We start from the raw sequence: 20098 nt of genomic DNA, 5'->3' as shown, positions 1-20098 counted from the left end.
GAAGCCCTCGCCCGGGACGCTACGCCGCTCCGTTCCGCCGCCCCCACTGCACCGCCAGCACCACCAGGCCCACCGCCAGCCACAGCGAACCCACCACCAGGGCCGAGGTGGCCGCCTCGACGATGACGGCGACCAGGATCACCGCGCCCACCACCGGCAGCACCACGTGCCGCAGCCGGTCCGGACGCGCCCCCGTGCCCGACCTCCGTACCGCGAACCACCCCACCACGCTCGCGTGCAGCAGGACGAACGCCGTCAGCGCCCCGATGTTGACCACCGACACCAGGTGGTCCATCCCGTCGTCGCGCCGCGCCGCCCACACGGCGGCCACCATCGTCACCGTGGCCGCCAGCAGCAGCGCCACGCGCGGCACCCCCGCGTCGGTGCGCGCCAGCACCCCCGGCAGCCGCCGGTCGCGGGCCATCGCGAACAGCAGCCGGCCCGCCGCCGCCTGCCCCGCGAGCGCCGCGAACGCCGCACCGATCGCCTTGCTCGTCGCCACCAGGTCGTGCAGCCAGCCCCCGACGGAGGCGTCCACGGCGTCGTAGAACGCCGAACCCTGCCGCGCCGGCTCCGCCGCCAGCTCCGCCGACGACACCGGCTCCAGCAACGCCACCAGGTACGTCTGCGCCACGAACAGCACACCCGCCAGCGCCATGCAGAACAGCACCGCCCGCGCCACCCTCGCCGAGCCCCCCGTCACCTCCTCCGCGAACGACGCGATCGCGTCGAAGCCCAGGTACGACAGCACCGCCACGGACACGGCGCCCAGGACCGCGCCCAGGGAGAAGCCGGTGTCACCCGTCAGCGGCGACAGCCAGCCGCGCTGCGCCCCGTCCCGTACCAGCACCACGACCGCCGACACCACGAACACCAGCAGCACGACGATCTCCATCGCCAGCACCGCGAAGCCGACCCGCGCGGCCGCCCGCACGCCCCACAGGTTGAGCAGCGTCGTGAGCACCACCGCGAGCACGGTCCACACCCACCGGTTCACCGCCGGGACCAGCGCCTCCATGGCGATCCCCGCGAAGAGGTACGCCACGGCCGGGATCAGCAGGTAGTCGAGCATCGCCATCCACCCGGCGACGAAACCCGGCCCCTCGCCCAGCCCCTTGCGCGCGTACGCGAAGACCGACCCCGCCTGAGGGGCCACCCGGACCATCTGGGCGTAGCTGAATGCGGTGAACGCCATCGCCACCGTCGCCACCAGGTAGACCAGCGCGACGGCCCCGCCCGAACGGGCGTCCAGGGTGCCGAAAATGCCGACCGGCGCCATAGGGGCGATGAAAAGCAGCCCGTAGACGACGAGGTCGCGGAAGCCCAGCTCCCTCCGCAGCCCGCTGTGCCCGTCGGTCTCCCGCGTCCTGGTGGTGCCGGTCATGCCCACAGTCTCAGCCACCTGGCGGATCTTCGGCCGCTCATACACGCCCTTACGATGGGAACCATGACTGCTACGCCTGCCAGCCCGTCGTCCGACAAGCGCGTGCTCCTCGCCGCTCCGCGTGGTTACTGCGCGGGCGTGGACCGTGCTGTGATCGCCGTGGAGAAGGCCCTGGAGCAGTACGGCTCGCCGATCTACGTCCGGCACGAGATCGTGCACAACAAGTACGTCGTACAGACCCTGGAGAAGAAGGGCGCCATCTTCGTCGACGAGACGGCGGAGGTCCCCGAGGGGTCCATCGTCATGTTCTCGGCGCACGGTGTGGCGCCGACCGTCCACCAGGAGGCGGCCGAGCGCAGGCTCGCGACGATCGACGCGACCTGCCCGCTGGTGACCAAGGTCCACAAGGAAGCGGTCCGGTTCGCGAACGAGGACTTCGACATCCTCCTGATCGGCCACGAGGGCCACGAGGAGGTCATCGGCACCTCCGGCGAGGCCCCGGACCACATCACGCTGGTCGACGGCCCGGACGACGTCGACAACGTCACCGTCCGCGACGAGTCGAAGGTCGTCTGGCTCTCCCAGACCACCCTGTCGGTCGACGAGACCATGGAGACGGTCGACAGGCTGAAGGAGAAGTTCCCGCAGCTGATCTCCCCGCCGAGCGACGACATCTGCTACGCCACCCAGAACCGCCAGATCGCCGTCAAGCAGATGGGCGCCGAGGCGGACCTGGTCATCGTCGTCGGCTCGAAGAACTCCTCCAACTCCGTCCGGCTCGTCGAGGTCGCCCTCGGCGCCGGCGCCAAGGACGCCCACCTGGTGGACTTCGCCGACGAGATCGACGAGGCGTGGCTGGAGGGGGTCGCCACGGTCGGTGTCACCTCCGGCGCGTCGGTCCCCGAGGTGCTCGTCGAAGGGGTCCTGGAGTGGCTGTCGCAGCGCGGCTTCGAGGACGTGGAGCTGGTGAAGTCCGCCGAGGAGTCGATCACCTTCTCGCTGCCCAAGGAACTCCGCCGCGACCTGCGCGCCGAGGCCGCCGCCCTGCAGGAAAAGCAGTAACCGTCAGCGCCGCACCGTAACGTTGGGTCCATGAACGTCTTCGGAGTGGACATCGGCGGGTCGGGCATCAAGGGCGCTCCCGTGGACCTGGAGCGCGGAGATCTGGCCGAGCCCCGCCACAAAGTACTGACACCGCACCCCGCGACACCGGACGACGTCGCGGGGTGCGTCGCCGAGGTCGTCGGCCATTTCGGCTGGTCGGGCCCCATCGGCGTCACCTTTCCCGGTGTCGTCACCGGCTCCACCGTCCGTACGGCGGCGAACGTCGACAAGAGCTGGGTCGGCGTCGACGCGGCCGCCCTGCTGGGCGACCGGCTGACCGGGATGCCGATCACCGTCCTCAACGACGCCGACGCCGCCGGGATCGCCGAGATGACCTTCGGCGCGGGACGCGGCCGCAAGGGCGTGGTCGCCCTGCTGACGTTCGGCACCGGCATCGGCAGCGCCCTGTTCATCGACGGCAAGCTCGTGCCCAACACCGAGCTGGGCCACCTGGAGCTGGACGGCCACGAGGCGGAGAAGCGCGCGTCGACGAAGGTCAAGGAGGACAAGGACCTGAGCTGGGAGGACTGGGCCCACCGCGTCCAGAAGTACCTGGCCCATGTCGAGATGCTGTTCTCGCCGGAGCTCTTCATCGTGGGCGGCGGAGTGAGCCGCAAGGCGGAGAAGTTCCTCCCGCTGATCAAGCACGTCCGCGCCGAGATCGTCCCGGCGGAACTCCAGAACAACGCGGGCATCGTCGGCGCGGCGATGGCGGCAGGCGCCCGCTGACACGCGTGACGGCCCGGGGCCGGATGGCGCTGGGCGGGACGGTGCCGGGCCGGATGCGCGCGGCCGGGCGCGGTGGTCCGCCCGGTACCGATGGCCCGCCCGGGTCAGCGCTCGGGGACGCGGGCGGCGGGGGCGGTGGTGCGCTGACGTCGCCCCATCAGGCGGATCTTGCGTACGGAAGTGATCAGGCCGGCGACCAGCGTGCCGCCGTACAGCCAGCCGGCGTGGACGGCGAGCGCGGTGACCACGGCCATGATCCGGCCGCCGAGGCCCTCCGTGCCCCCGGCGATCGGCACGACGCCCACGGCGAACGCGATGGGGACGCTGATCGGAGCGGTGACCAGGTCCGCGGACCGCACCCAGAGCGCGGTCAGGGCGCTGACGGGCAGGAAGAGCAGCCCGTACACCAGCGGGGAACCGTCGAACAGCAGCCGGTCCAGGCACCCGAGCACGAACATCGACGCGGCGGCGAACAGCCCGGCGCCCAGCCCGGTCAGCCGGGGCGAGGGCAACCTGCGCAGGGCGAGGACGACGGGCGGTACGGACCGCCGCCCGGGCCCGGCACTCGGCCGCCTGGGGCCGCCGGCCGGTTTGCCCCCGGGCCCGCCCCCGCCGGGCCCGCCCCCGCCGGGGCCGCCCGCCCCACCGGCCGGCCGGCCGCCGCCGGGGACGACGCCCGACACGCCGCCGGGTGTCGTCCGGCCGCCCGGTCTGGCCGGTGGCCGCGCCGGACGTGCCCCGACGGGGCGTACGCCCGCGCCGTCGACGAGCGCGCCGGAGGGCAGGGCGCCCGGCGACGGTGCCGACGCGGCCGGGGTCACCGGGCCCGCCGGCGGCTGCGGCCGGTCCCGGCGCTGAGGGGGACTGTTCCTGTGCTGGTCCACCCGGACAACGTAGGTCGCGGGGGGCCGGGAGCCCGGCATCGGACACGCGCTTTGGACGACCTTGGCCAAGAGTTCGCCCAACGGCCGCCGTCACTGCCCGGTCCGCCACGCCCGTAAACTGGGGGGTCGGCCCACCATCCTCACTTCTAGGGAAGTCGCCAACGTGTCGCTCACGATCGGAATCGTCGGCCTGCCGAATGTCGGCAAGTCGACCCTGTTCAACGCCCTGACCAAGAACGACGTGCTGGCGGCCAACTACCCGTTCGCCACCATCGAGCCCAACGTCGGCGTCGTCGGCGTCCCCGACAGCCGCCTCACCAAGCTGGCCGAGATCTTCTCGTCGCAGCGCGTCCTGCCGGCCACGGTCGACTTCGTCGACATCGCGGGCATCGTGCGCGGCGCGAGCGAGGGTGAGGGCCTGGGCAACAAGTTCCTGGCGAACATCCGCGAGTCCGACGCGATCTGCCAGGTCATCCGTGCCTTCAAGGACGAGAACGTCGTCCACGTCGACGGCAAGGTCTCGCCCAAGGACGACATCGAGACGATCAACACCGAGCTGATCCTCGCCGACCTCCAGACCATCGAGAAGGTCCTGCCGCGCCTCCAGAAGGAGTCCCGGATCAAGAAGGACGTCGCCCCGAAGGTCGCGGCGGTCGAGGCGGCCAAGGAGATCCTGGAGAAGGGCGACACCCTCTTCTCGCAGGGCATCGTCCAGGGCTCCGAGAAGGCCGAGCTGCTGCACGACCTGCACCTGCTCACCACCAAGCCGTTCCTCTACGTCTTCAACGTCGACGAGGACGAGCTGACCGACGACACCTTCAAGGACGAGCAGCGCGCCCTGGTCGCCCCGGCCGAGGCGATCTTCCTGAACGCCAAGCTGGAGGCGGACCTCGCCGAGCTCGACGAGGAGGACGCCATGGAGCTCCTCCAGTCCGTCGGCGCCGAGGAGCCGGGCCTCGCCACCCTCGCCCGCGTCGGCTTCAACACCCTGGGCCTCCAGACCTACCTGACGGCCGGCCCCAAGGAGTCCCGCGCCTGGACGATCAAGAAGGGCGCGACGGCCCCCGAGGCGGCCGGTGTCATCCACACCGACTTCCAGAAGGGCTTCATCAAGGCCGAGGTCATCTCCTTCGCCGACCTCGTCGAAACGGGCTCCGTCGCCGAAGCCCGCGCCGCCGGCAAGGCCCGCATGGAGGGCAAGGAGTACGTCATGCAGGACGGCGACGTGGTGGAGTTCCGCTTCAACGTGTGACGGCTCGTCAAAACCTGTGCCCGACCCGCTTGTTGGCGGGCCGGGCACAGGTTTCTGTCCGCGGGGAGCTTCGCCCCGCGATGTGGGGCATTGACAAGTCTGGTCGGCGTGAGACTGCCTCAGACCTTGACGACCTCCACGGCAGAGCCGCACAGGAGTGTCAGATCCTCGGGGTCGGACGTGAGGACCGTGACCGGCCGGGGTGCGTTACGGGCGATGACGGCGAAGGCGGCATCGATGGCGTACTTGTGGCCGTGGAGGTGATGGGTGCGCAGAAGCGCGGCGGCCTGGTCGGTGACCTCCTTGGTGACGTCATGGACGTCGACGCGGGAGAGGACCCACTTGATGCGGGCCGGGTGGATGCGCTCGTAGTCGGCCTCAAGCGTGGTCATGGCGCTGGTGGCGACGCGGACGCCCTCCTCCGACGCCGCCTGGACCAGGGCCACCACGGTGCGGTCCTTGCGGTAGAGCTTCGAGAGTCCTTCGCTGTCGAGCAGGAGGGTGCCGGGCATCAGGCGGCGGCCCCGCCGGCCTGCCGGTGGTCGTGGCGCAGCAGCGCCCGGGCGGCCTCGACCTCCTCGCGGGTGAGAGCTTCGTTGTCGGTCTCGAAGTCGACGACGATCTCCCGCAGCTTGTCCATGGCGACCCGCTGTTCGAGTGCCTCGGCGACGTAGGCGGAGAAGCCGCCGGGGCCCACGTGGGCGCGTACGGCCTCGGCGAGGTCCTCGGGCAGGCTGATCGAATACTTCCTGCTACCGCTCATGGTGCCGATCCTACCGGCGGTCGTAGGAGGTCGCGACTGTAGACGGATACCCGTCATGGATCGGTGCCCGCGATGGGAGGATGCGGGGACGGTGCGAGAGGGGCGGGAAGCGTTGGGGCGTGGCGAGCGGGACACGGTCGCGAGGGGGGTGCGACTCCACGAGGCGGCGCAGGCAGTGGCCGGTGACCACGCCAGGGCGGTCGAGGCGGTGCGGGCGGCGCTGAAGCCGATTCACGACGCGGCGGTCACTCGCGAGCTCGAGGCCATTCCCGTCGCCAGGCTGCAGGACGTCACCGAAGGACGACTGCGGCTGGGGAACGTCGAGAAGAACGGCCTTGGCACGGTGGGGCGTGTTCTCGAAGCGGGGCCCTATCGGTTGCGGCAGATTCCCGGTGTCGGGCAGCGCACGGTCAACCAGATCCTTGCTGCTGCTCGCCGGCTTTCCGAAGCGGTGCACGAGACGGTGGCCGTCCACATTGACGTGGGCCGGCCGGAGCCGAGCACTACCGCGCTCGTCATGGCCCTGCACGTACTGGTGGAGGCCGGCCCGGACGCCCGGCGCGCGGTGGACCGAGCCGCAGCCCTGTCGGAACGGCTGGGCCCGTTGCTGGTCGACGCGAGGCCCGCCACCGGGCGTTTCAGGATGCTCCTGGCCGGCCAGGAGAGGAAGGCGCGTGCCCGGGCGGCGGTCGCCGAGATCCGTTCACTCGTGGACGAAGCAGAGCAGGCCGACGTGCCTGAGCTGCTCGCCCAAGCCTCGGTGGACCTGCTACACGGATCTACGTCCGACGTCGCGGCATGGGTGGACTTCGAACTCCGCTCCGCGGAGTACTACAGCCTGCTCGCCGAGATCTCCGGGCGACTGCCGGACGCGGCAGCCGCCGAGGGGTTCTTGCCGGAGGAGATCGCCGAGCGGGTACGGACGCAACAGCTCGACGACTCGCATCGGCGGGTCTCCCTGCGCGGCTACCAGGCGTTCGGCGCGAGGTTCGTCCTTGCGCAGCGCAAGGTGATACTCGGCGACGAGATGGGTCTCGGGAAGACCATCCAAGCGATTGCCGTGCTGGCGCACCTGGCCGCCGAGGGGCAGAGTCATTTCATGGTCGTCTGCCCGGCGAGCGTTCTCGTGAACTGGACACGGGAGATCGAGGCCCGCAGCGCCCTTCGCGTCATGGTGCTCCACGGCCCCGACCGGCACTACGCGTTCGCCGACTGGAAGGGGCGGGGCGGGGTGGGGGTGACCACGTACGACGCACTGCGCGGATTTCCGGCGCCGGGCGGCGGGGAGGTCGGACTGCTCGTCGTCGACGAAGCGCACTCCGTGAAAAACCCGAAGACCAAGCGGTCCCAGTCGGTCGGCCTATGGGCGGAGCGTTGCGAGCGCACCCTTTTCATGACCGGAACTCCGATGGAGAACCGGGTCGCGGAGTTCCGCAACCTGGTCCAGATGCTCGACGGCGACGTCGCGGACTCGCTCGGCGAACGGGACGCGTTGGCCGGATCGGTCGCCTTCCGCAAGGCCGTGGCCCCGGTCTACCTGAGGCGCAACCAGGAAGACGTGCTGACGGAACTCCCGAGCCTTCAGCAGACCGACGAGTGGGAGGAACTGAGCGCTTCGGACGAGGAGGCGTACCGCGAAGCCGTGCGCGCGGGCAACTTCATGGCCATGCGCAGGGCCGCGTACATGCGCCCCGAGAGGTCGGCCAAGCTGGACCGGCTGCGCGAGATCGTTCAGGAGGCTGGCGAAAACGGGCAGAAGACAGTGGTCTTCTCCAATTTCAAGGACGTGCTGGGCGTGGTGAAGGATGCCCTCGCGGCCGGAACCGCCAGCGCCACTCCGGTGTTCGGTCCGCTGACCGGCGGCGTCCCGGCCCAGCGTCGCCAGGAGATCGTCGACGACTTCGCCGGGGTCTCGGGACCAGCGGTGCTCCTGGCGCAGATCCAGGCGGCCGGCGTCGGCCTCAATATGCAGGCTGCCTCCGTCGTCATCATCTGCGAGCCGCAGATCAAGCCGACGATCGAGCACCAGGCCGTGGCCCGGGCCCATCGCATGGGCCAGGTCAGGTCGGTTCACGTGCATCGTCTACTCGCCACCGGGGGAGTGGACGAACGCATGGTGAAGATGCTGGAGGAGAAGACCCGCCTGTTCGATGCCTACGCCCGCCGTAGCGCCGTGGCCGAAGCCACCCCGGACGCGGTCGACGTGTCGGACACCGAGCTGGCCCGCCGGATCGTCGAGGAGGAACAGGCACGTCTGGGTATGACGGACGAGAGGCTCATGTCGGCCGAGTGAGGGTGTCCTCCAGTCCGCAGCCAGTCCGCAGGACACCCGTAGACGGCCGTCGGGAGCCACGCTGTCAACGAGGAACCTCAGGTCAGGGCGCTGCGCGGGCTGTCTCCTCCATCGCTGACATGGTTCGTACGATGCCAGCGGGAGGCCCGGTGCATCGCGGACGGCAGCGCGGCTGCGACGTAGGAAGCGCACTTCATCGGTGGTGACCCGGTCGGGGACGATGTCCCGCTTGAGAACGTGATGTTCGTCGACGCGTGTTCGCCGGGTTCTCGTCCTGGCAGGATTCGAGGCGGTTCTTCCACCGCGGTAATGGGGTGGCGTTCCGGGTTGTCGGGATGGGCCGTGTCGGCGTCCTGGGAACAGTGCAAAGGCGCGAGCGTCCATGACGCGCCGGGCGACCTGGACTTCGAGCACCCGGGCGTGGGCTCCCAAGGATGCGGATAGGCGAGTTGTCCAAGCGAACGGGCGTGAGTCCGCGCTCACTGCGGTACTACGAACTCCGCAGTGGCTCCCTCCTCAGCCTTGCGACCGCACGCTCCCCCACGCTCGGCTGCGCTCGCGCGGGGGGACCCCCATGACGCCGCCGGCCCCGCCCTCCGGGCGGACGACGCTACTTTGAAGACACTCCCTAGCCCACCAGCCGGTACGAGGCGGCCACCCCGAGGAAGACCAGCGCGGCCAGCGTGCTGCACGTGTAGTGCAGCCGGCCGGTCACCCGCCACCAGCGCCGCCGCCAGGCGAGGAAGGCGCACACGACCATCGCGCCCGTGGTCGCCAGCGCGATGCCGGTCAGCGCCGGGACCGCGGCCAGCAGCGGCGAATCACCCACCATCAGGGTGCGGTTCAGGGCGTTGGGGTCGGCGGCCAGCAGCAGGAAGCAGACCGTCGCCGCGGTGATCAGCGCACCGGACGTCCACAGCAGCAGCTTGGCGGCGCGTGCCCCGGCCGGCGTGCCCGGCGAGCGGCGGCGCACCAGGGCGAGCACCGGCAGGGCGAGCACGGTGAGGGCCAGGAAGGCCAGCGAGCCGAGCAGTGCCCGCTGGTGCAGCGCGGGGGAGAGGTACCAGGGCAGCCGCTCGTACGAGACGGAGGTCTCGGAGGCGACCGACAGGCGCCCGTCGCGGAAGGCGATCCGGTCCTGGCCGCCCCGCTCCTGGAAGAGCCCCGGGCTCAGCTGCACCCAGTGCCGCTCGCTCACGGCGGGGTCACGGGACAGCCCGGTCGTGGTCAGCGTCGCGCCCTCGCCCGCGCTCACCCGGACCGAGCCGATCAGGGCGCTGACCCGGGTCAGCTCCGAGGAGCTGGTGCGCGTCGAGCGGTACTCGCCCTCGTACGGCGTGACGTCGGCCCGCGAGGCGGACACGCGGGCGCCCGCGGCGGAACCGAAGTGGGCGGCGAAGCGGTCCACGACCTCCTGCCCCGCGTAGGAGGCGACGCCGTCCTCGCCGTCGCCGTTGTAGACGACGTAGACCGCCGCGTCCCGGTCCGGCAGCAGGGCCAGGTTGCCGTGGAAGCCGGGCAGGTCGCCGTCCTTGACCAGCATCCGCTGCCCGTCGCGGACGCGCTCCTCCAGGACGTAGCCGAGGCCGGGCAGCCGGTCGTCGTTGCCGAACTGCCGCTTCAGCAGGGCGCCGGCCGAGCGCTCGGTGAGCACCGGGCCGCCGCCGTCGAGCAGCGCGCCCAGCAGCCGGCCCATGTCGGCCGCCGTGGTGACCGCGCCCGCGCCGGTCGGCGACCAGTCGCCGTACTGCCCGTCCTGGGCCCGCTGCCGGCCGCCCTCCGGACGGTGGCCGCGGGCGAGGTCCGCCGCGATCGCCGGGGCGTGCGGCTGCGCGAAGCTGGTGCGCGCCATCCCGAGCGGCCGCAGCACCGACCGGTCCAGGTACGTGGCGAACGGAGTGCCCGTCACCGTCTCGACCAGGTAACCGGCCAGCGCCACACCGTAGTTGTCGTAGCTGGCGACCTCGCCCGGCGGACGCACCCGGCGCGGCTGGTGCGCGGCGAGGCTCTCGCCGAGCGGGCGCACGTCCTCGGGCCGGGTGGCGGCGCTCCCGATGATGCTGTTGTCGAAGCCCGCCGTGTGCGTGAGGAGATCGCGTACCGTCACGGGGTGCCCCGGATACGTGTTCCGCACCTTGAAGGCCGTGAGGTAGCGGTTGACGTCCGCCGACAGGTCGAGGCGACCGCGCTCGACCTGCTGCATGACCGCGACGGCCGTGAACAGCTTGGCGTCGGAGGCCAGGAAGAACCCGGTGCGCCGCGGGTCCACCGGGGTCCCCGCGGCGGCGTCGGCGACGCCGTACCCCTTGGTGAGGACCGGCCGGCCGCGCTCGAGCACCACCACGGACGCGCCGGGGATCCGGTGTTCGGCGAGCTGCCGGCGCACCAGCGCGTCGACGGCTCCCGGGAGCCCGGACGCGGCGGGGGCCTCCGCCCGGACCGCCGCCGGCGTGGCGGCGGCCGCGGTGCCGGTGCCACCCGCCAGGAACAGCGGCACGCAGAGCGGGAGGAGCAGGTGCCGCAGTCGCAGTCGCAGTCGCATCGTCATGGATACAGTCAAGTCGTCACGACGAGGGCGAAACAGCCACCTCGGTGGCGTCCCGGGGGGGACCTGGGTACACCATCGCGGACGGGACGCACGTCCCCTGCGCACGGCCTCCGCATGGAGAAGACTCGGGGCATCACCACGGCAGGGAGCCGTGCACAGAGGGGAATGGGACGACCGTGAACAAGCTGAACATCCGCACGGGCCTCGGCGCCGTCGGCAAGGGAGTGCCGGTCCTCGGTCTCGCGATCGCGGAACTCGTCCTGTTCTGCCTCTTCCTGACGGCGGTTTCGCTCGTCGGCATCGGCCTGGGCGTCCTGCTCGTCCCGGCGCTCGCCGTCGCCGTACGGTCCGTGGTCAACGCCTCCCGGGGGACCGCGGAGCGCTGGTCGGGCCGAGCGATCGAGGAGCCGTACCTCCCCGCCCCCGCCCCCGAGCCCGGTCTCAAGGGCCAGTGGCAGCGCACCCACTGGGTGCTCACCGACCCGGCGACCTGGCGCGACCTGGCGTGGATGCTGGTGAACCCGGTGGCCGGCGTGGTCGTCGCCCTGCTGCCCCTCGCGCTCGTCGTCGGCGGGATCGGCGGCATCCTGATGCCCGCCATCTACCGCCCGATCGCCGACGCCGGCACCAACTACTACCTGTGGGTCCAGATCAGCGACCTGACCTCCGCCTGGTACTGCGCCGCCCTCGGTGTCGCCGTCCTCGCCGCCGGTCTCGTCACCGGCCCCGCCCTGCTCCGCGCCCACGCCTCCCTCGCCCGCACCCTGCTCGCCCCCACCCGCACCGCCCAGCGCGTCCGCCGCCTCACGCACAGCCGCAGCGAGGCCGTCAGCAGCTCCGCGGCCGAACTGCGGCGCATCGAGCGGGACCTGCACGACGGGGCGCAGGCCCGCCTGGTGGCCCTCGGCATGAACCTCGGGGTCGCCGAGCAGCTCCTCAGCAAGGACCCGGAGGCCGTGCGCGCCATCCTGGCCGACACCCGCAAGGCCTCCGCCGCCGCCCTGACCGAACTGCGCGACCTCGTCCGCGGCATCCACCCGCCGGTGCTGGCCGACCGCGGCCTCGCCGACGCGGTGCGCGCCCTCGCCATGGACAGCCCGCTCGACGTCACGGTCAACGCCGACCTGCCCGGCCGCCCCGACGCGCCCGTCGAGTCCGCCATGTACTTCGCCGTCGCCGAGGCCCTCGCCAACGCCGCCAAGCACGCCGCACCCGACTCCGTGAGCATTGACCTCTGGTACGAGGCCGGCGCGCTGCGCGGCCAGGTCATCGACGACGGCCGGGGCGGCGCCGACCCCTCGCGCGGCACCGGGCTGCGCGGCATCGAGCGCCGGCTCGCCGCCTTCGACGGCCTCCTCGCCATCAACAGCAAGCCGGGCGGACCGACCACCCTCACCATGGAGCTGCCGTGCGCGTTGTCCTAGCCGAAGACCTCTTCCTGCTGCGGGACGGCCTCGTCCGCCTCCTGGAGTCCTACGACTTCGAGGTGGTCGCGGCCGTGGACACCGGGCCCGCACTGCTCCAGGCCCTCCTCGAGCACGAGCCGGACGTCGCCGTCGTCGACGTCCGGCTCCCCCCGACGTTCACGGACGAGGGCCTGCGGGCCGCCCTGGAGGCCCGGCGCCAGGTTCCCGGCCTGCCGGTCCTGGTCCTCTCCCAGTACGTGGAGCAGCTCTACGCCCGGGAACTCCTCGCCGACGGCAGCGGGGGCATCGGCTACCTCCTGAAGGACCGGGTGTTCGACCCCGACGGGTTCGTGGACGCGGTGCGCCGCGTCGCGGCCGGCGGCACCGCGATGGACCCCGACGTCGTCGCCAAGCTCTTCGCCAAGGAGCACCACCGGGACGGCCCGCTCTCCCGCCTCACCCCGCGGGAGCGCGAGGTCCTCGGTCTGATGGCCGAGGGCCGCTCGAACGCCGCGATCGCCCAGGAACTGGTGATCACCGAACGCGCGGTGATCAAGCACACGTCCAACATCTTCACCAAGCTCGACCTGCCCGTCTCGGAGGCCGACAACCGCAGGGTCCTCGCGGTCCTCGCGTACCTCAGGTGAGGCCACCCCGAGCGCCCGGCGCGGGGCGGGCGGGGCCGGCCGGGCGGGGCGTCAGACCGTGAGCGTCACCTCGTGGATCTCGTCGGGGGCGTGGCCCGTGCGTTCGTGGATGCGCTGGACCGCGTCGGCCGAGGGGCCGGTGGACAGGCAGTAGACCGTGCCCGACTCCGGGTCGGCCCAGGCGTGCTCGAAGTGCACCCCCTCTTCCTCCTCTATGGCGAGGTCCGCCCGGTGCGCCTCGCTGAGCTGGTCGGACGTGATGCCCTGCATTCCTCGGTGGACGTCCATGTACGTGCCCATGGGTTCCGCACCTCCGGCCGTGCTGTTCGGTTTCGGCCCCTCTTCCATGCTGCACCCGCGGGCCTCAGGTGGCGCGCGAGCGGGCGAGGCCCGTCTTCGCGCCCGCGCCGCAGAGGGGGACGACCGCGGTGCCGGGGCGGGGAGCGGCGGTGATCGCCGCCCAGCAGGCCACGCCCGTCGGCTCGACGAACAGTCCCCGGGCCGCGAGGTCGAGCTGGGCGGTACGGATCTCGTCCTCCGTCACCGTGAGGAACGTGCCGCCCGACTCGCGCACCGCGCGCAGGATCTGGGCGGCCCGTGGGGGGTTCGGGATGGCGATGCCCTCGGCGAGGGTGGACCGCACCGGGGCGGGCGTGGAGGAGGGCGCGGGTGCGGGCGAGGACGCGGGCGCGAGCAGTTCGTCCGCGCCCGCGTGGAAGGCCTCCGCCAGCGGTGCCACGGCCCGGGCCTGCACGGCGACCAGGGCGGGGCGGGCCGGGACCAGCCCGTGGGCGTACAGCTCGGCGGTGGCGAGTGCGGCGCCCAGGAGCAGGGTGCCGTTGCCGACGGGGACGACGAGCGTGTCGGGCAGCCGCCCGCCCAGGTCCTCCCACAGCTCGTACACGTACGTCTTCGTGCCGTGCAGGAAGTACGGGTTGAAGACGTGCGAGGCGTAGAAGGTGCCCGGTTCGCCGGCGGCCGCGCGGGCGGCCCGCGCGGTGGCCTCGCGGCCGCCCGGGACGCGCGTGAGCCGGGCCCCGTGCGCGCTGATCTGTTCCAGCTTCCCGGGCGCGGTGCCCTCGGGCACGTACACGGTGCAGTCCAGTCCCGCGCGGGCGCAGTACGCCGCGACGGCGGTGCCCGCGTTGCCGCTGCTGTCGGCGATCACGCGGCGCGGTTCCAGGCGGCGGGCGAGCTCGGCCAGCATGACGGCGCCGCGGTCCTTGAACGACAGGGTCGGCATCAGGAAGTCGAGCTTGGCCGAAACCGTGTCGGTGAGGCGGACGAGCGGGGTGCGGCCCTCGCCGAGCGAGCAGGACGGGTCGGCGAGCGGCAGCGCCTCCTCGTACCGCCACAGCGAACCGGCCCGGCCGGCGAGCCGGGCGAGAGGGACGGGGGCGGCCGTGAAGTCCAGGTCCCAGGGGCCCCGGCAGGAGGGACAGCACCAGGTCGCGGAGGAAACGGAAGATCCGGTGCCGCACCGGGAGCAGACATAGCGCGCCGAAATGGTCATGAGGGCGAGCATGTCAGTTGTATGGCAAGGGTGTTACCGACGCGTCAGGACTCTTGTGGGATTCCTATGGATCGGTCAATCTTTCGCTCGGCGGGCGCATTCGGGCAAGCCGCGTACCCGGCGGCGTAATTGTCATGCCCCTGCCGCAAACCCCCACAGCAACGCACCACCCGATGAGGAGGATCCCTCACATGTCAGTGATGCGTACCCCGCGGCGAAGACTGGCCGCAGCCGGCGCCACCGTCGTCGCCGCCCTCGCGCTCGGCACCCTTTCCGCCCTCCCGGCCACCGCGGCCGAGGCCGCCCCGGAAGGCGTGATCGAGAACGCCGGAGCCCCCGGCGCCATCGCGGGCAGCTACATCGTCACCCTCGACGAGTCCGCCGCCGACGCGGAGACCAAGGCGGGCAAGGCGATCGCCACCCGCTACGGCGCGAAGATCGAGAAGACGTACACCGCCGCCCTCAACGGCTACGCGGTCGAACTCTCCGAGGCGCAGGCGAAGAAGCTCGCCGCCGACCCGGCCGTCGACTCCGTCGCCCAGAACCGCGTCTTCACGGTCACCGGCACGCAGCCCTCGCCGCCGTCCTGGGGCCTGGACCGGATCGACCAGCGCGCCCTGCCGCTCAACCAGAGCTACACCTACCCCGAGCCGGCGGGCGAGGGCGTCACCGCGTACGTCATCGACACCGGCGTGCGCATCACGCACAGCGACTTCGGCGGGCGGGCCTCCTACGGCTTCGACGCCATCGACAACGACAACACCGCGCAGGACGGCCACGGTCACGGCACGCACGTCGCCGGTACCGTCGCCGGGTCCGCCTACGGCGTGGCCAAGAAGGCCAAGGTCGTCGGCGTCCGGGTGCTCAACAACTCCGGCTCCGGAACCACCGCCCAGGTCGTCGCGGGCATCGACTGGGTCACCCGCAACGCCGTCAAGCCGGCCGTGGCCAACATGAGCCTCGGCGGCGGCGTGGACACCACGCTCGACACCGCCGTACGCAACTCCATAGCCTCCGGCATCACCTACGCCATCGCCGCGGGCAACGACGGCCGTGACGCCTCCAACTCCTCACCGGCGCGCGTCACCGAGGCCATCACCGTCGGCTCCACCACCAACACCGACGCCCGCTCCAGCTTCTCCAACTACGGCAGCCTGGTGGACATCTTCGCCCCGGGCTCCTCGATCACCTCCGCGTGGAACAACAGCGACACGGCCACCAGCACCATCTCGGGTACGTCGATGGCGACCCCGCACGTCGCGGGCGCCGCCGCCCTGTGGCTGGCCGGCAACCCCTCGGCCACCCCGGCGCAGGTCGCCACCGCCCTCACCTCCGCCGCCACCACCGGCGTCGTGGGCAACCCGGGCAGCGGCTCTCCCAACCGCCTGCTCTACGTGGGTGACGGCGGGACCACGCCGCCTCCCGGCAAGCGCTTCGAGAACACCGCCGACTTCGCGATCAACGACAACGCCACCGCCGAGTCGCCGGTCACCGTCAGCGGAGTCGCGGGCAACGCCCCGGCGGCCCTCCAGGTGCCCGTGAACATCGTCCACACGTACATCGGTGACCTCCAGGTGCAGCTCGTCGCGCCCGACGGCACCGCGTACACGCTCAAGGGCTACGGCACCGGCGGCAGCGCCGACAACATCAACACCACGTACACGGTCAACGCCTCGTCCGAGGTCGCGAACGGCACCTGGAAGCTGCGGGTGAGCGACAACGCCCGCTACGACACCGGCAAGATCGACTCCTGGGCCCTGCAGTTCTGACCAAGGCTGAAGAGGTGCGCGCACAGTGACGAGGGGTGGTCGCCGGCCTGGCGACCACCCCTCCCTCTTCCGTCCGTGCACCGCCCGCGTACGATGCGCCAGCCGCTCAGGCATTCGATTCAGCGCGTCCGCGACAGGAGCACCGAGAACCGTGGAACCGTCCTCCCAGGGCTGGCCTCCGCCCCAGCGGCACCCCCAGGTGCCCCCGCCGTTCTACGGCACGCCGGGAGGGCCCCCGCCCGCGCCGAGGGTGAACGGGCTGGCCATCGCCTCCCTCGTCACCGGCATCGTCTGCCTGCTGCCGCCGCTCGGGCTGGTCCTGGGCGGGTTCGCGCTCGGGCAGATCAAGAGGCGGGGCGAGCGGGGCGTCGGGCTGGCCGTCACCGGCATGGCCCTCTCCCTGGTCAGCACGCTGCTGGTGGTGGCCGGGATGACGACGGGCGCGTTCCGCGACGTCTACGACGGCATGCGGGACGTCACGGACGAGGTGTCGCGCACCCGCTCGACCTTCGACCTGCGCAAGGGGCAGTGCTTCAACAGCCCCGGCGGCGGCATCGAGGCGGTGGCAGAGGACGTGAGGATCGTCGACTGCGCGAAGCCGCACGACGGCGAGGTGACCGGTTCGTTCACGCTCACCGAGTTCACGAAGTGGCCCGGCGACAAGCCCATCGAGCCGATCGCCGAGAAGCGCTGCGAGGCGCTGGGCAGTGCGTACGCGCTGGACGGCTGGGCCGTGCCCGAGACCGCCTGGGTGTACTACTACCAGCCGAGCAAGCAGAGTTGGGCGCTCGGCGACCGCGAGGTGACCTGCGTCTTCGCGGCCGAGAAGGGCAGGCTCACCGGCTCGGCGCGCAGCGACGCGGAAACCCTGGACGCGCACCAGCTCGCCTTCCTCCTGTCGGTCAACCGCATCGACGCGGCCCTCCTGGAGGAGCCGGACGCCGACGTGGAGGAGGACCGGGAGGGCAACGCGGCGTGGGCCCGCAAGGTGTCGTCGACGCTGGGCGGCACGATCGCCGAGCTGCGCGGCCACCGGTGGCCGGCCGGTGCCCGGGCTCCGGTGGCGGAGCTGGCGAAGGAGCTGGAGGCGGCCCGGAAGCACTGGGCGAAGCTCGCGGCCGCCCCGGACCCGGACACCTTCTGGACGCACTACGAGCCCGCTTACGACGCCCTTCCCCCGGACCTGGGTGCGAAGGCGCGCGGCGCCCTGAAGCTGGACGTCACCCCGCCGTCGGACGCCACGGACAGCAGCGCCTGAGGGACGCGGGCGGTCGTGACGGGCCGCGATACCCACGGTGAGCTGGGGTTCAAACGGCGGTCATCACTTCGAGTGAAACCTTGGCCCATGCTTGCGGTGAACAACCCACGGTTGCGACTCTGTTGCTGTCTGTCAACCTGATGGGAGTGCCCGTGACCTTCGGTGAGCAGCCCGCCTATCTGCGCGTGGCGAGCGATCTCCGGGAGAAGATCGTCAGTGGCTCGCTGCCTCCCCACACCCGGCTCCCCTCGCAGGCCCGCATCCGCGAGGAGTACGGCGTCTCGGACACCGTCGCCCTCGAGGCGCGCAAGGTGCTGATGGCCGAGGGGCTCGTCGAGGGCCGCTCCGGGTCGGGGACCTACGTCCGGGAGCGGCCCGTCCCGCGCCGGGTCGCCCGCTCCGGGTACGGACTGACGACCGGGGCCAGCCCCTTCCGGCAGGAGCAGGCGGCCGAGGAGGCGCGCGGCACCTGGGAGTCCAGCAGCGAGCAGGAGCCGGCGAGCGCCGCCGTGGCCGAGCGCCTCGGGATCGAGCCGGGGGAGCGCGTGATGCGCACGCGGTACGTCTTCCGGGACGCGGGGGAGCCGATGATGCTCTCCACCTCCTGGGAGCCGCTCGCCGTCACGGGGCGCACGCCGGTGATGCTGCCCGAGGAGGGGCCGCTCGGCGGGTGCGGAGTGGTCGAGCGGATGGCCGCCATCGACGTCGTCGTGGACAACGTGGTGGAGGAGGTCGGGGCGCGGCCGGGGCTCGCGGAGGAGCTGCTGACGCTCGGGGGCGTGCCCGGCCACGTGGTGATGGTGGTGGAGCGGACGTACTACGCGTCGGGGAGGGCCGTGGAGACGGCGGACGTCGTCGTGCCGGCCGATCGCTACCGGATCTCCTACCACCTGCCGGTGCGGTGACCGGCGGCCCCTGACGCCTTCTCCCGGCCCGACGGCGCGCGGCTTCCCGCGCAAGGGGGTGCACCCGGCCGGGTGCGCCCCCTTTCCGCATCGGTTTGCTGGCCGGATGCGTACCTCTTCGTGAAAACACGTATCCGCTCAGTAAAGGTCAGGCGTAAGCTCAGGCATATGCGGAATGCGGTTTCGTGGGGAAGCTTAGAAGCGTGCAGGCCGGCGGAGGGTGAGGCGTGATGAGCGAAGGTGGCGCGGTCCTTCCCTGGCTGGTGATCCGGCAGGACGACAACGGCAACCACTACCGGGTGGGCAGGTACGCGACCAGGGACGAGGCGCAGAAGATCGCCGACAGTCTCGACGCGCGCGGGCAGCGGCAGCTCTACTGGGTGGAGCGGGTGGGTCAGCCGGCGGGCTGACCGCGCCGGGGCGCCGGTGGACCACGGGTTACGCTCCGGCGCATGACAGATCGTGTGGTGGTGGCCGGCGCCGTTCTCGACCAGGGGCGGCTGCTGGCCGCACGCCGGAGCGCCCCTCCCGAGCTCGCCGGCCGCTGGGAACTGCCCGGGGGCAAGCTGGAGCCGGGGGAGACCGCGCAGACGGCGCTCGTGCGCGAGCTGCGCGAGGAGCTGGGTGTGGAGACGGAGCCGGTGGAACGGATCCCCGGCGAATGGCCGCTGGCGCCCGGTTACGTCCTCCAGGTGTGGACGGCCCGGCTCGTCTCCGGTGAGCCGCGCCCGCTGGAGGACCACGACGAACTCCGCTGGCTGTACCGGCACGAACTGGACACGGTCGACTGGCTGGATCAGGACCGTCCCGCCGTCGCCGAAGCGGCTCTCCGGCTGCCCGCCGGCGCGGAGGGCTGACTGCCGGCGCGGAAGGCCGACCGGTCCGGACACGCCGCCCGCTCCCCGGGCGGGCCGGCTCCGGCGCACCCCTCGGCGCGCCGGCGGGCGCGGAGCGCGAGACCGCCGCGTACGCCGTTCGTGCCACGATGCGCCCACAGCGGAGATAGTCCGCCCCGAATATCGGGTATGTGCTGATTAACCCACCGAAACCGGACGTGGGTCTGCCGCTGGTTCGCCGCTGGGTCTGGGAAGTGGTCGGCGTGATCGACACCGAAGGCGAGTGCGCCGAATGGATCTTTCCGGCTGAGCTCGACACCGTGCGCACCGCCCGCCACGCGGTCCGCGACACCCTCCGCGCCTGGGGCCTGGACCCGGCGGTCGGCGATGTGACCGTGCTGCTGGTGAGCGAGCTGGTGACCAATTCCCTGCGCTACGCCTCGGGTCCCATCGGCGTCCGGCTGGTACGGCTCCGCCCCGGCGAAGAGCCCTTCCCGGCCCTCCCCGGGCTGCTCGTCGAGGTGTCCGACCCGCTGCGAGACGGGCCGCTGGAACGGACCGCCGGCCCGGACGACGAGGGCGGGCGGGGGCTCCAGCTGGTAGCCTGCTCGGCCCGTCGCTGGGGGACCCGAAAGGGCAGGTCGGGCAAGACCGTGTGGTTCGAGCTGGCCCTGCCTGGTTAGAAGAGTGAAGGGACAACGATCACCTACGGGCTCGGCTCAAAACGAACGAGACCACCCTGTGATCGTGAACGGCGTGCCGCCGGGGGCCGTAGTGCTGAATACTGCGGGAATGGCCGGTCCGGTG

18 protein-coding genes and 2 pseudogenes are annotated in these 20098 nt (G+C 71.9%); 13 read left to right on the top strand and 7 right to left on the bottom strand.

Going from position 1 to position 20098, the window contains the following annotated elements:
• Positions 1 to 19: 19 nt before the first annotated feature.
• Positions 20 to 1384, bottom strand: coding sequence for an APC family permease (locus tag EIZ62_RS11275; protein WP_156696336.1), 1365 nt, complete (start codon positions 1382 to 1384; stop codon positions 20 to 22).
• A gap of 63 nt (positions 1385 to 1447) precedes the next feature.
• Here EIZ62_RS11275 and EIZ62_RS11270 point away from each other — a divergent pair, with 63 nt between their 5' ends.
• Both EIZ62_RS11270 and ppgK read left to right on the top strand, forming a co-directional pair.
• Positions 1448 to 2446: a 4-hydroxy-3-methylbut-2-enyl diphosphate reductase gene (locus tag EIZ62_RS11270; RefSeq protein ID WP_156692572.1), complete on the top strand. Its 999-nt coding sequence runs from the start codon at positions 1448 to 1450 to the stop codon at positions 2444 to 2446.
• 30 nt (positions 2447 to 2476) lie between these two features.
• Positions 2477 to 3217 (top strand): polyphosphate--glucose phosphotransferase, encoded by a 741-nt coding sequence (gene ppgK / locus EIZ62_RS11265; RefSeq protein ID WP_156692571.1) that lies wholly within the window; start codon positions 2477 to 2479, stop codon positions 3215 to 3217.
• 131 nt (positions 3218 to 3348) lie between these two features.
• On the opposite strand, the pseudogene EIZ62_RS11260 reads toward ppgK, so the two are convergent.
• Positions 3349 to 3738, bottom strand: a pseudogene (locus tag EIZ62_RS11260) (DUF6542 domain-containing protein); the annotation flags it as partial.
• Between the two features lie 526 nt (positions 3739 to 4264).
• Here EIZ62_RS11260 and ychF point away from each other — a divergent pair.
• Positions 4265 to 5353 carry a redox-regulated ATPase YchF gene (gene ychF, locus EIZ62_RS11255; protein WP_156692570.1) on the top strand — a complete coding sequence of 363 codons (1089 nt, stop codon included), beginning with the start codon at positions 4265 to 4267 and terminating at the stop codon, positions 5351 to 5353.
• Between the two features lie 119 nt (positions 5354 to 5472).
• On the opposite strand, the gene EIZ62_RS11250 is transcribed toward ychF, so the two are convergent.
• Together EIZ62_RS11250 and EIZ62_RS11245 are read right to left on the bottom strand one after the other, a co-directional pair.
• The gene (locus tag EIZ62_RS11250) at positions 5473 to 5865 is read right to left on the bottom strand and encodes a DNA-binding protein (RefSeq protein WP_156692569.1); all 393 of its coding nucleotides are present in this window, start codon (positions 5863 to 5865) and stop codon (positions 5473 to 5475) included.
• Complete coding sequence (locus tag EIZ62_RS11245) at positions 5865 to 6116, bottom strand: hypothetical protein (protein ID WP_156692568.1); 252 nt, start codon at positions 6114 to 6116, stop codon at positions 5865 to 5867. The genes EIZ62_RS11250 and EIZ62_RS11245 overlap by 1 nt, the downstream gene beginning before the upstream one ends.
• Before the next feature lie 55 nt (positions 6117 to 6171).
• On the opposite strand from EIZ62_RS11245, the gene EIZ62_RS11240 reads away from it, so the two are divergent.
• Positions 6172 to 8409 carry a DEAD/DEAH box helicase gene (locus EIZ62_RS11240; protein WP_244375612.1) on the top strand — a complete coding sequence of 746 codons (2238 nt, stop codon included), beginning with the start codon at positions 6172 to 6174 and terminating at the stop codon, positions 8407 to 8409.
• A 434-nt stretch (positions 8410 to 8843) separates the two neighbouring features.
• Positions 8844 to 8942 (top strand): annotated as a pseudogene (locus tag EIZ62_RS32415) (MerR family DNA-binding transcriptional regulator); the annotation flags it as partial.
• A gap of 95 nt (positions 8943 to 9037) precedes the next feature.
• Here the strand turns inward: EIZ62_RS32415 and EIZ62_RS11230 are convergent.
• On the bottom strand, positions 9038 to 10957 hold the full coding sequence (locus tag EIZ62_RS11230; protein WP_156692567.1) for a serine hydrolase domain-containing protein: 1920 nt from the start codon (positions 10955 to 10957) through the stop codon (positions 9038 to 9040).
• A gap of 176 nt (positions 10958 to 11133) precedes the next feature.
• Here EIZ62_RS11230 and EIZ62_RS11225 point away from each other — a divergent pair, with 176 nt between their 5' ends.
• Together EIZ62_RS11225 and EIZ62_RS11220 are read left to right on the top strand one after the other, a co-directional pair.
• Positions 11134 to 12381, top strand: a complete 1248-nt coding sequence (locus EIZ62_RS11225; RefSeq protein ID WP_244375610.1) for a sensor histidine kinase — start codon at positions 11134 to 11136, stop codon at positions 12379 to 12381.
• On the top strand, positions 12366 to 13010 hold the full coding sequence (locus EIZ62_RS11220) for a LuxR C-terminal-related transcriptional regulator (RefSeq protein ID WP_156692566.1): 645 nt from the start codon (positions 12366 to 12368) through the stop codon (positions 13008 to 13010). Before EIZ62_RS11225 ends, EIZ62_RS11220 begins: the two co-directional genes overlap by 16 nt.
• Positions 13011 to 13061: 51 nt before the next feature.
• On the opposite strand, the gene EIZ62_RS11215 is transcribed toward EIZ62_RS11220, so the two are convergent.
• Both EIZ62_RS11215 and EIZ62_RS11210 read right to left on the bottom strand, forming a co-directional pair.
• The gene (locus EIZ62_RS11215) at positions 13062 to 13310 is read right to left on the bottom strand and encodes an SCO4226 family nickel-binding protein (RefSeq protein ID WP_156692565.1); all 249 of its coding nucleotides are present in this window, start codon (positions 13308 to 13310) and stop codon (positions 13062 to 13064) included.
• Between the two features lie 64 nt (positions 13311 to 13374).
• Positions 13375 to 14523, bottom strand: coding sequence for a threonine synthase (locus tag EIZ62_RS11210; protein ID WP_341873941.1), 1149 nt, complete (start codon positions 14521 to 14523; stop codon positions 13375 to 13377).
• Between the two features lie 191 nt (positions 14524 to 14714).
• Here EIZ62_RS11210 and EIZ62_RS11205 point away from each other — a divergent pair, with 191 nt between their 5' ends.
• From EIZ62_RS11205 to EIZ62_RS11180, 6 genes are all read left to right on the top strand, one after another.
• Positions 14715 to 16292: a S8 family peptidase gene (locus EIZ62_RS11205; protein WP_156692563.1), complete on the top strand. Its 1578-nt coding sequence runs from the start codon at positions 14715 to 14717 to the stop codon at positions 16290 to 16292.
• A gap of 151 nt (positions 16293 to 16443) precedes the next feature.
• Positions 16444 to 17550, top strand: coding sequence for a DUF4190 domain-containing protein (locus EIZ62_RS11200; RefSeq protein WP_167536369.1), 1107 nt, complete (start codon positions 16444 to 16446; stop codon positions 17548 to 17550).
• A 152-nt stretch (positions 17551 to 17702) separates the two neighbouring features.
• Positions 17703 to 18455 carry a GntR family transcriptional regulator gene (locus EIZ62_RS11195; protein ID WP_156692561.1) on the top strand — a complete coding sequence of 251 codons (753 nt, stop codon included), beginning with the start codon at positions 17703 to 17705 and terminating at the stop codon, positions 18453 to 18455.
• Positions 18456 to 18685: 230 nt separating this feature from the next.
• The gene (locus EIZ62_RS11190) at positions 18686 to 18865 is read left to right on the top strand and encodes an SPOR domain-containing protein (protein WP_156692560.1); all 180 of its coding nucleotides are present in this window, start codon (positions 18686 to 18688) and stop codon (positions 18863 to 18865) included.
• Positions 18866 to 18907: 42 nt separating this feature from the next.
• The gene (locus tag EIZ62_RS11185) at positions 18908 to 19312 is read left to right on the top strand and encodes a (deoxy)nucleoside triphosphate pyrophosphohydrolase (RefSeq protein WP_156692559.1); all 405 of its coding nucleotides are present in this window, start codon (positions 18908 to 18910) and stop codon (positions 19310 to 19312) included.
• A gap of 233 nt (positions 19313 to 19545) precedes the next feature.
• Positions 19546 to 19974: an ATP-binding protein gene (locus tag EIZ62_RS11180; RefSeq protein WP_156696332.1), complete on the top strand. Its 429-nt coding sequence runs from the start codon at positions 19546 to 19548 to the stop codon at positions 19972 to 19974.
• Positions 19975 to 20098: the final 124 nt, after the last annotated feature.

The sequence above is a fragment of the Streptomyces ficellus genome (assembly GCF_009739905.1).
In the GTDB taxonomy this organism is placed as follows: Bacteria; Actinomycetota; Actinomycetes; order Streptomycetales; family Streptomycetaceae; genus Streptomyces; species Streptomyces ficellus_A.
The sequence above is the reverse complement of the archived record's forward strand: the minus strand, read 5'-3'. Positions and strand labels throughout refer to the sequence as shown.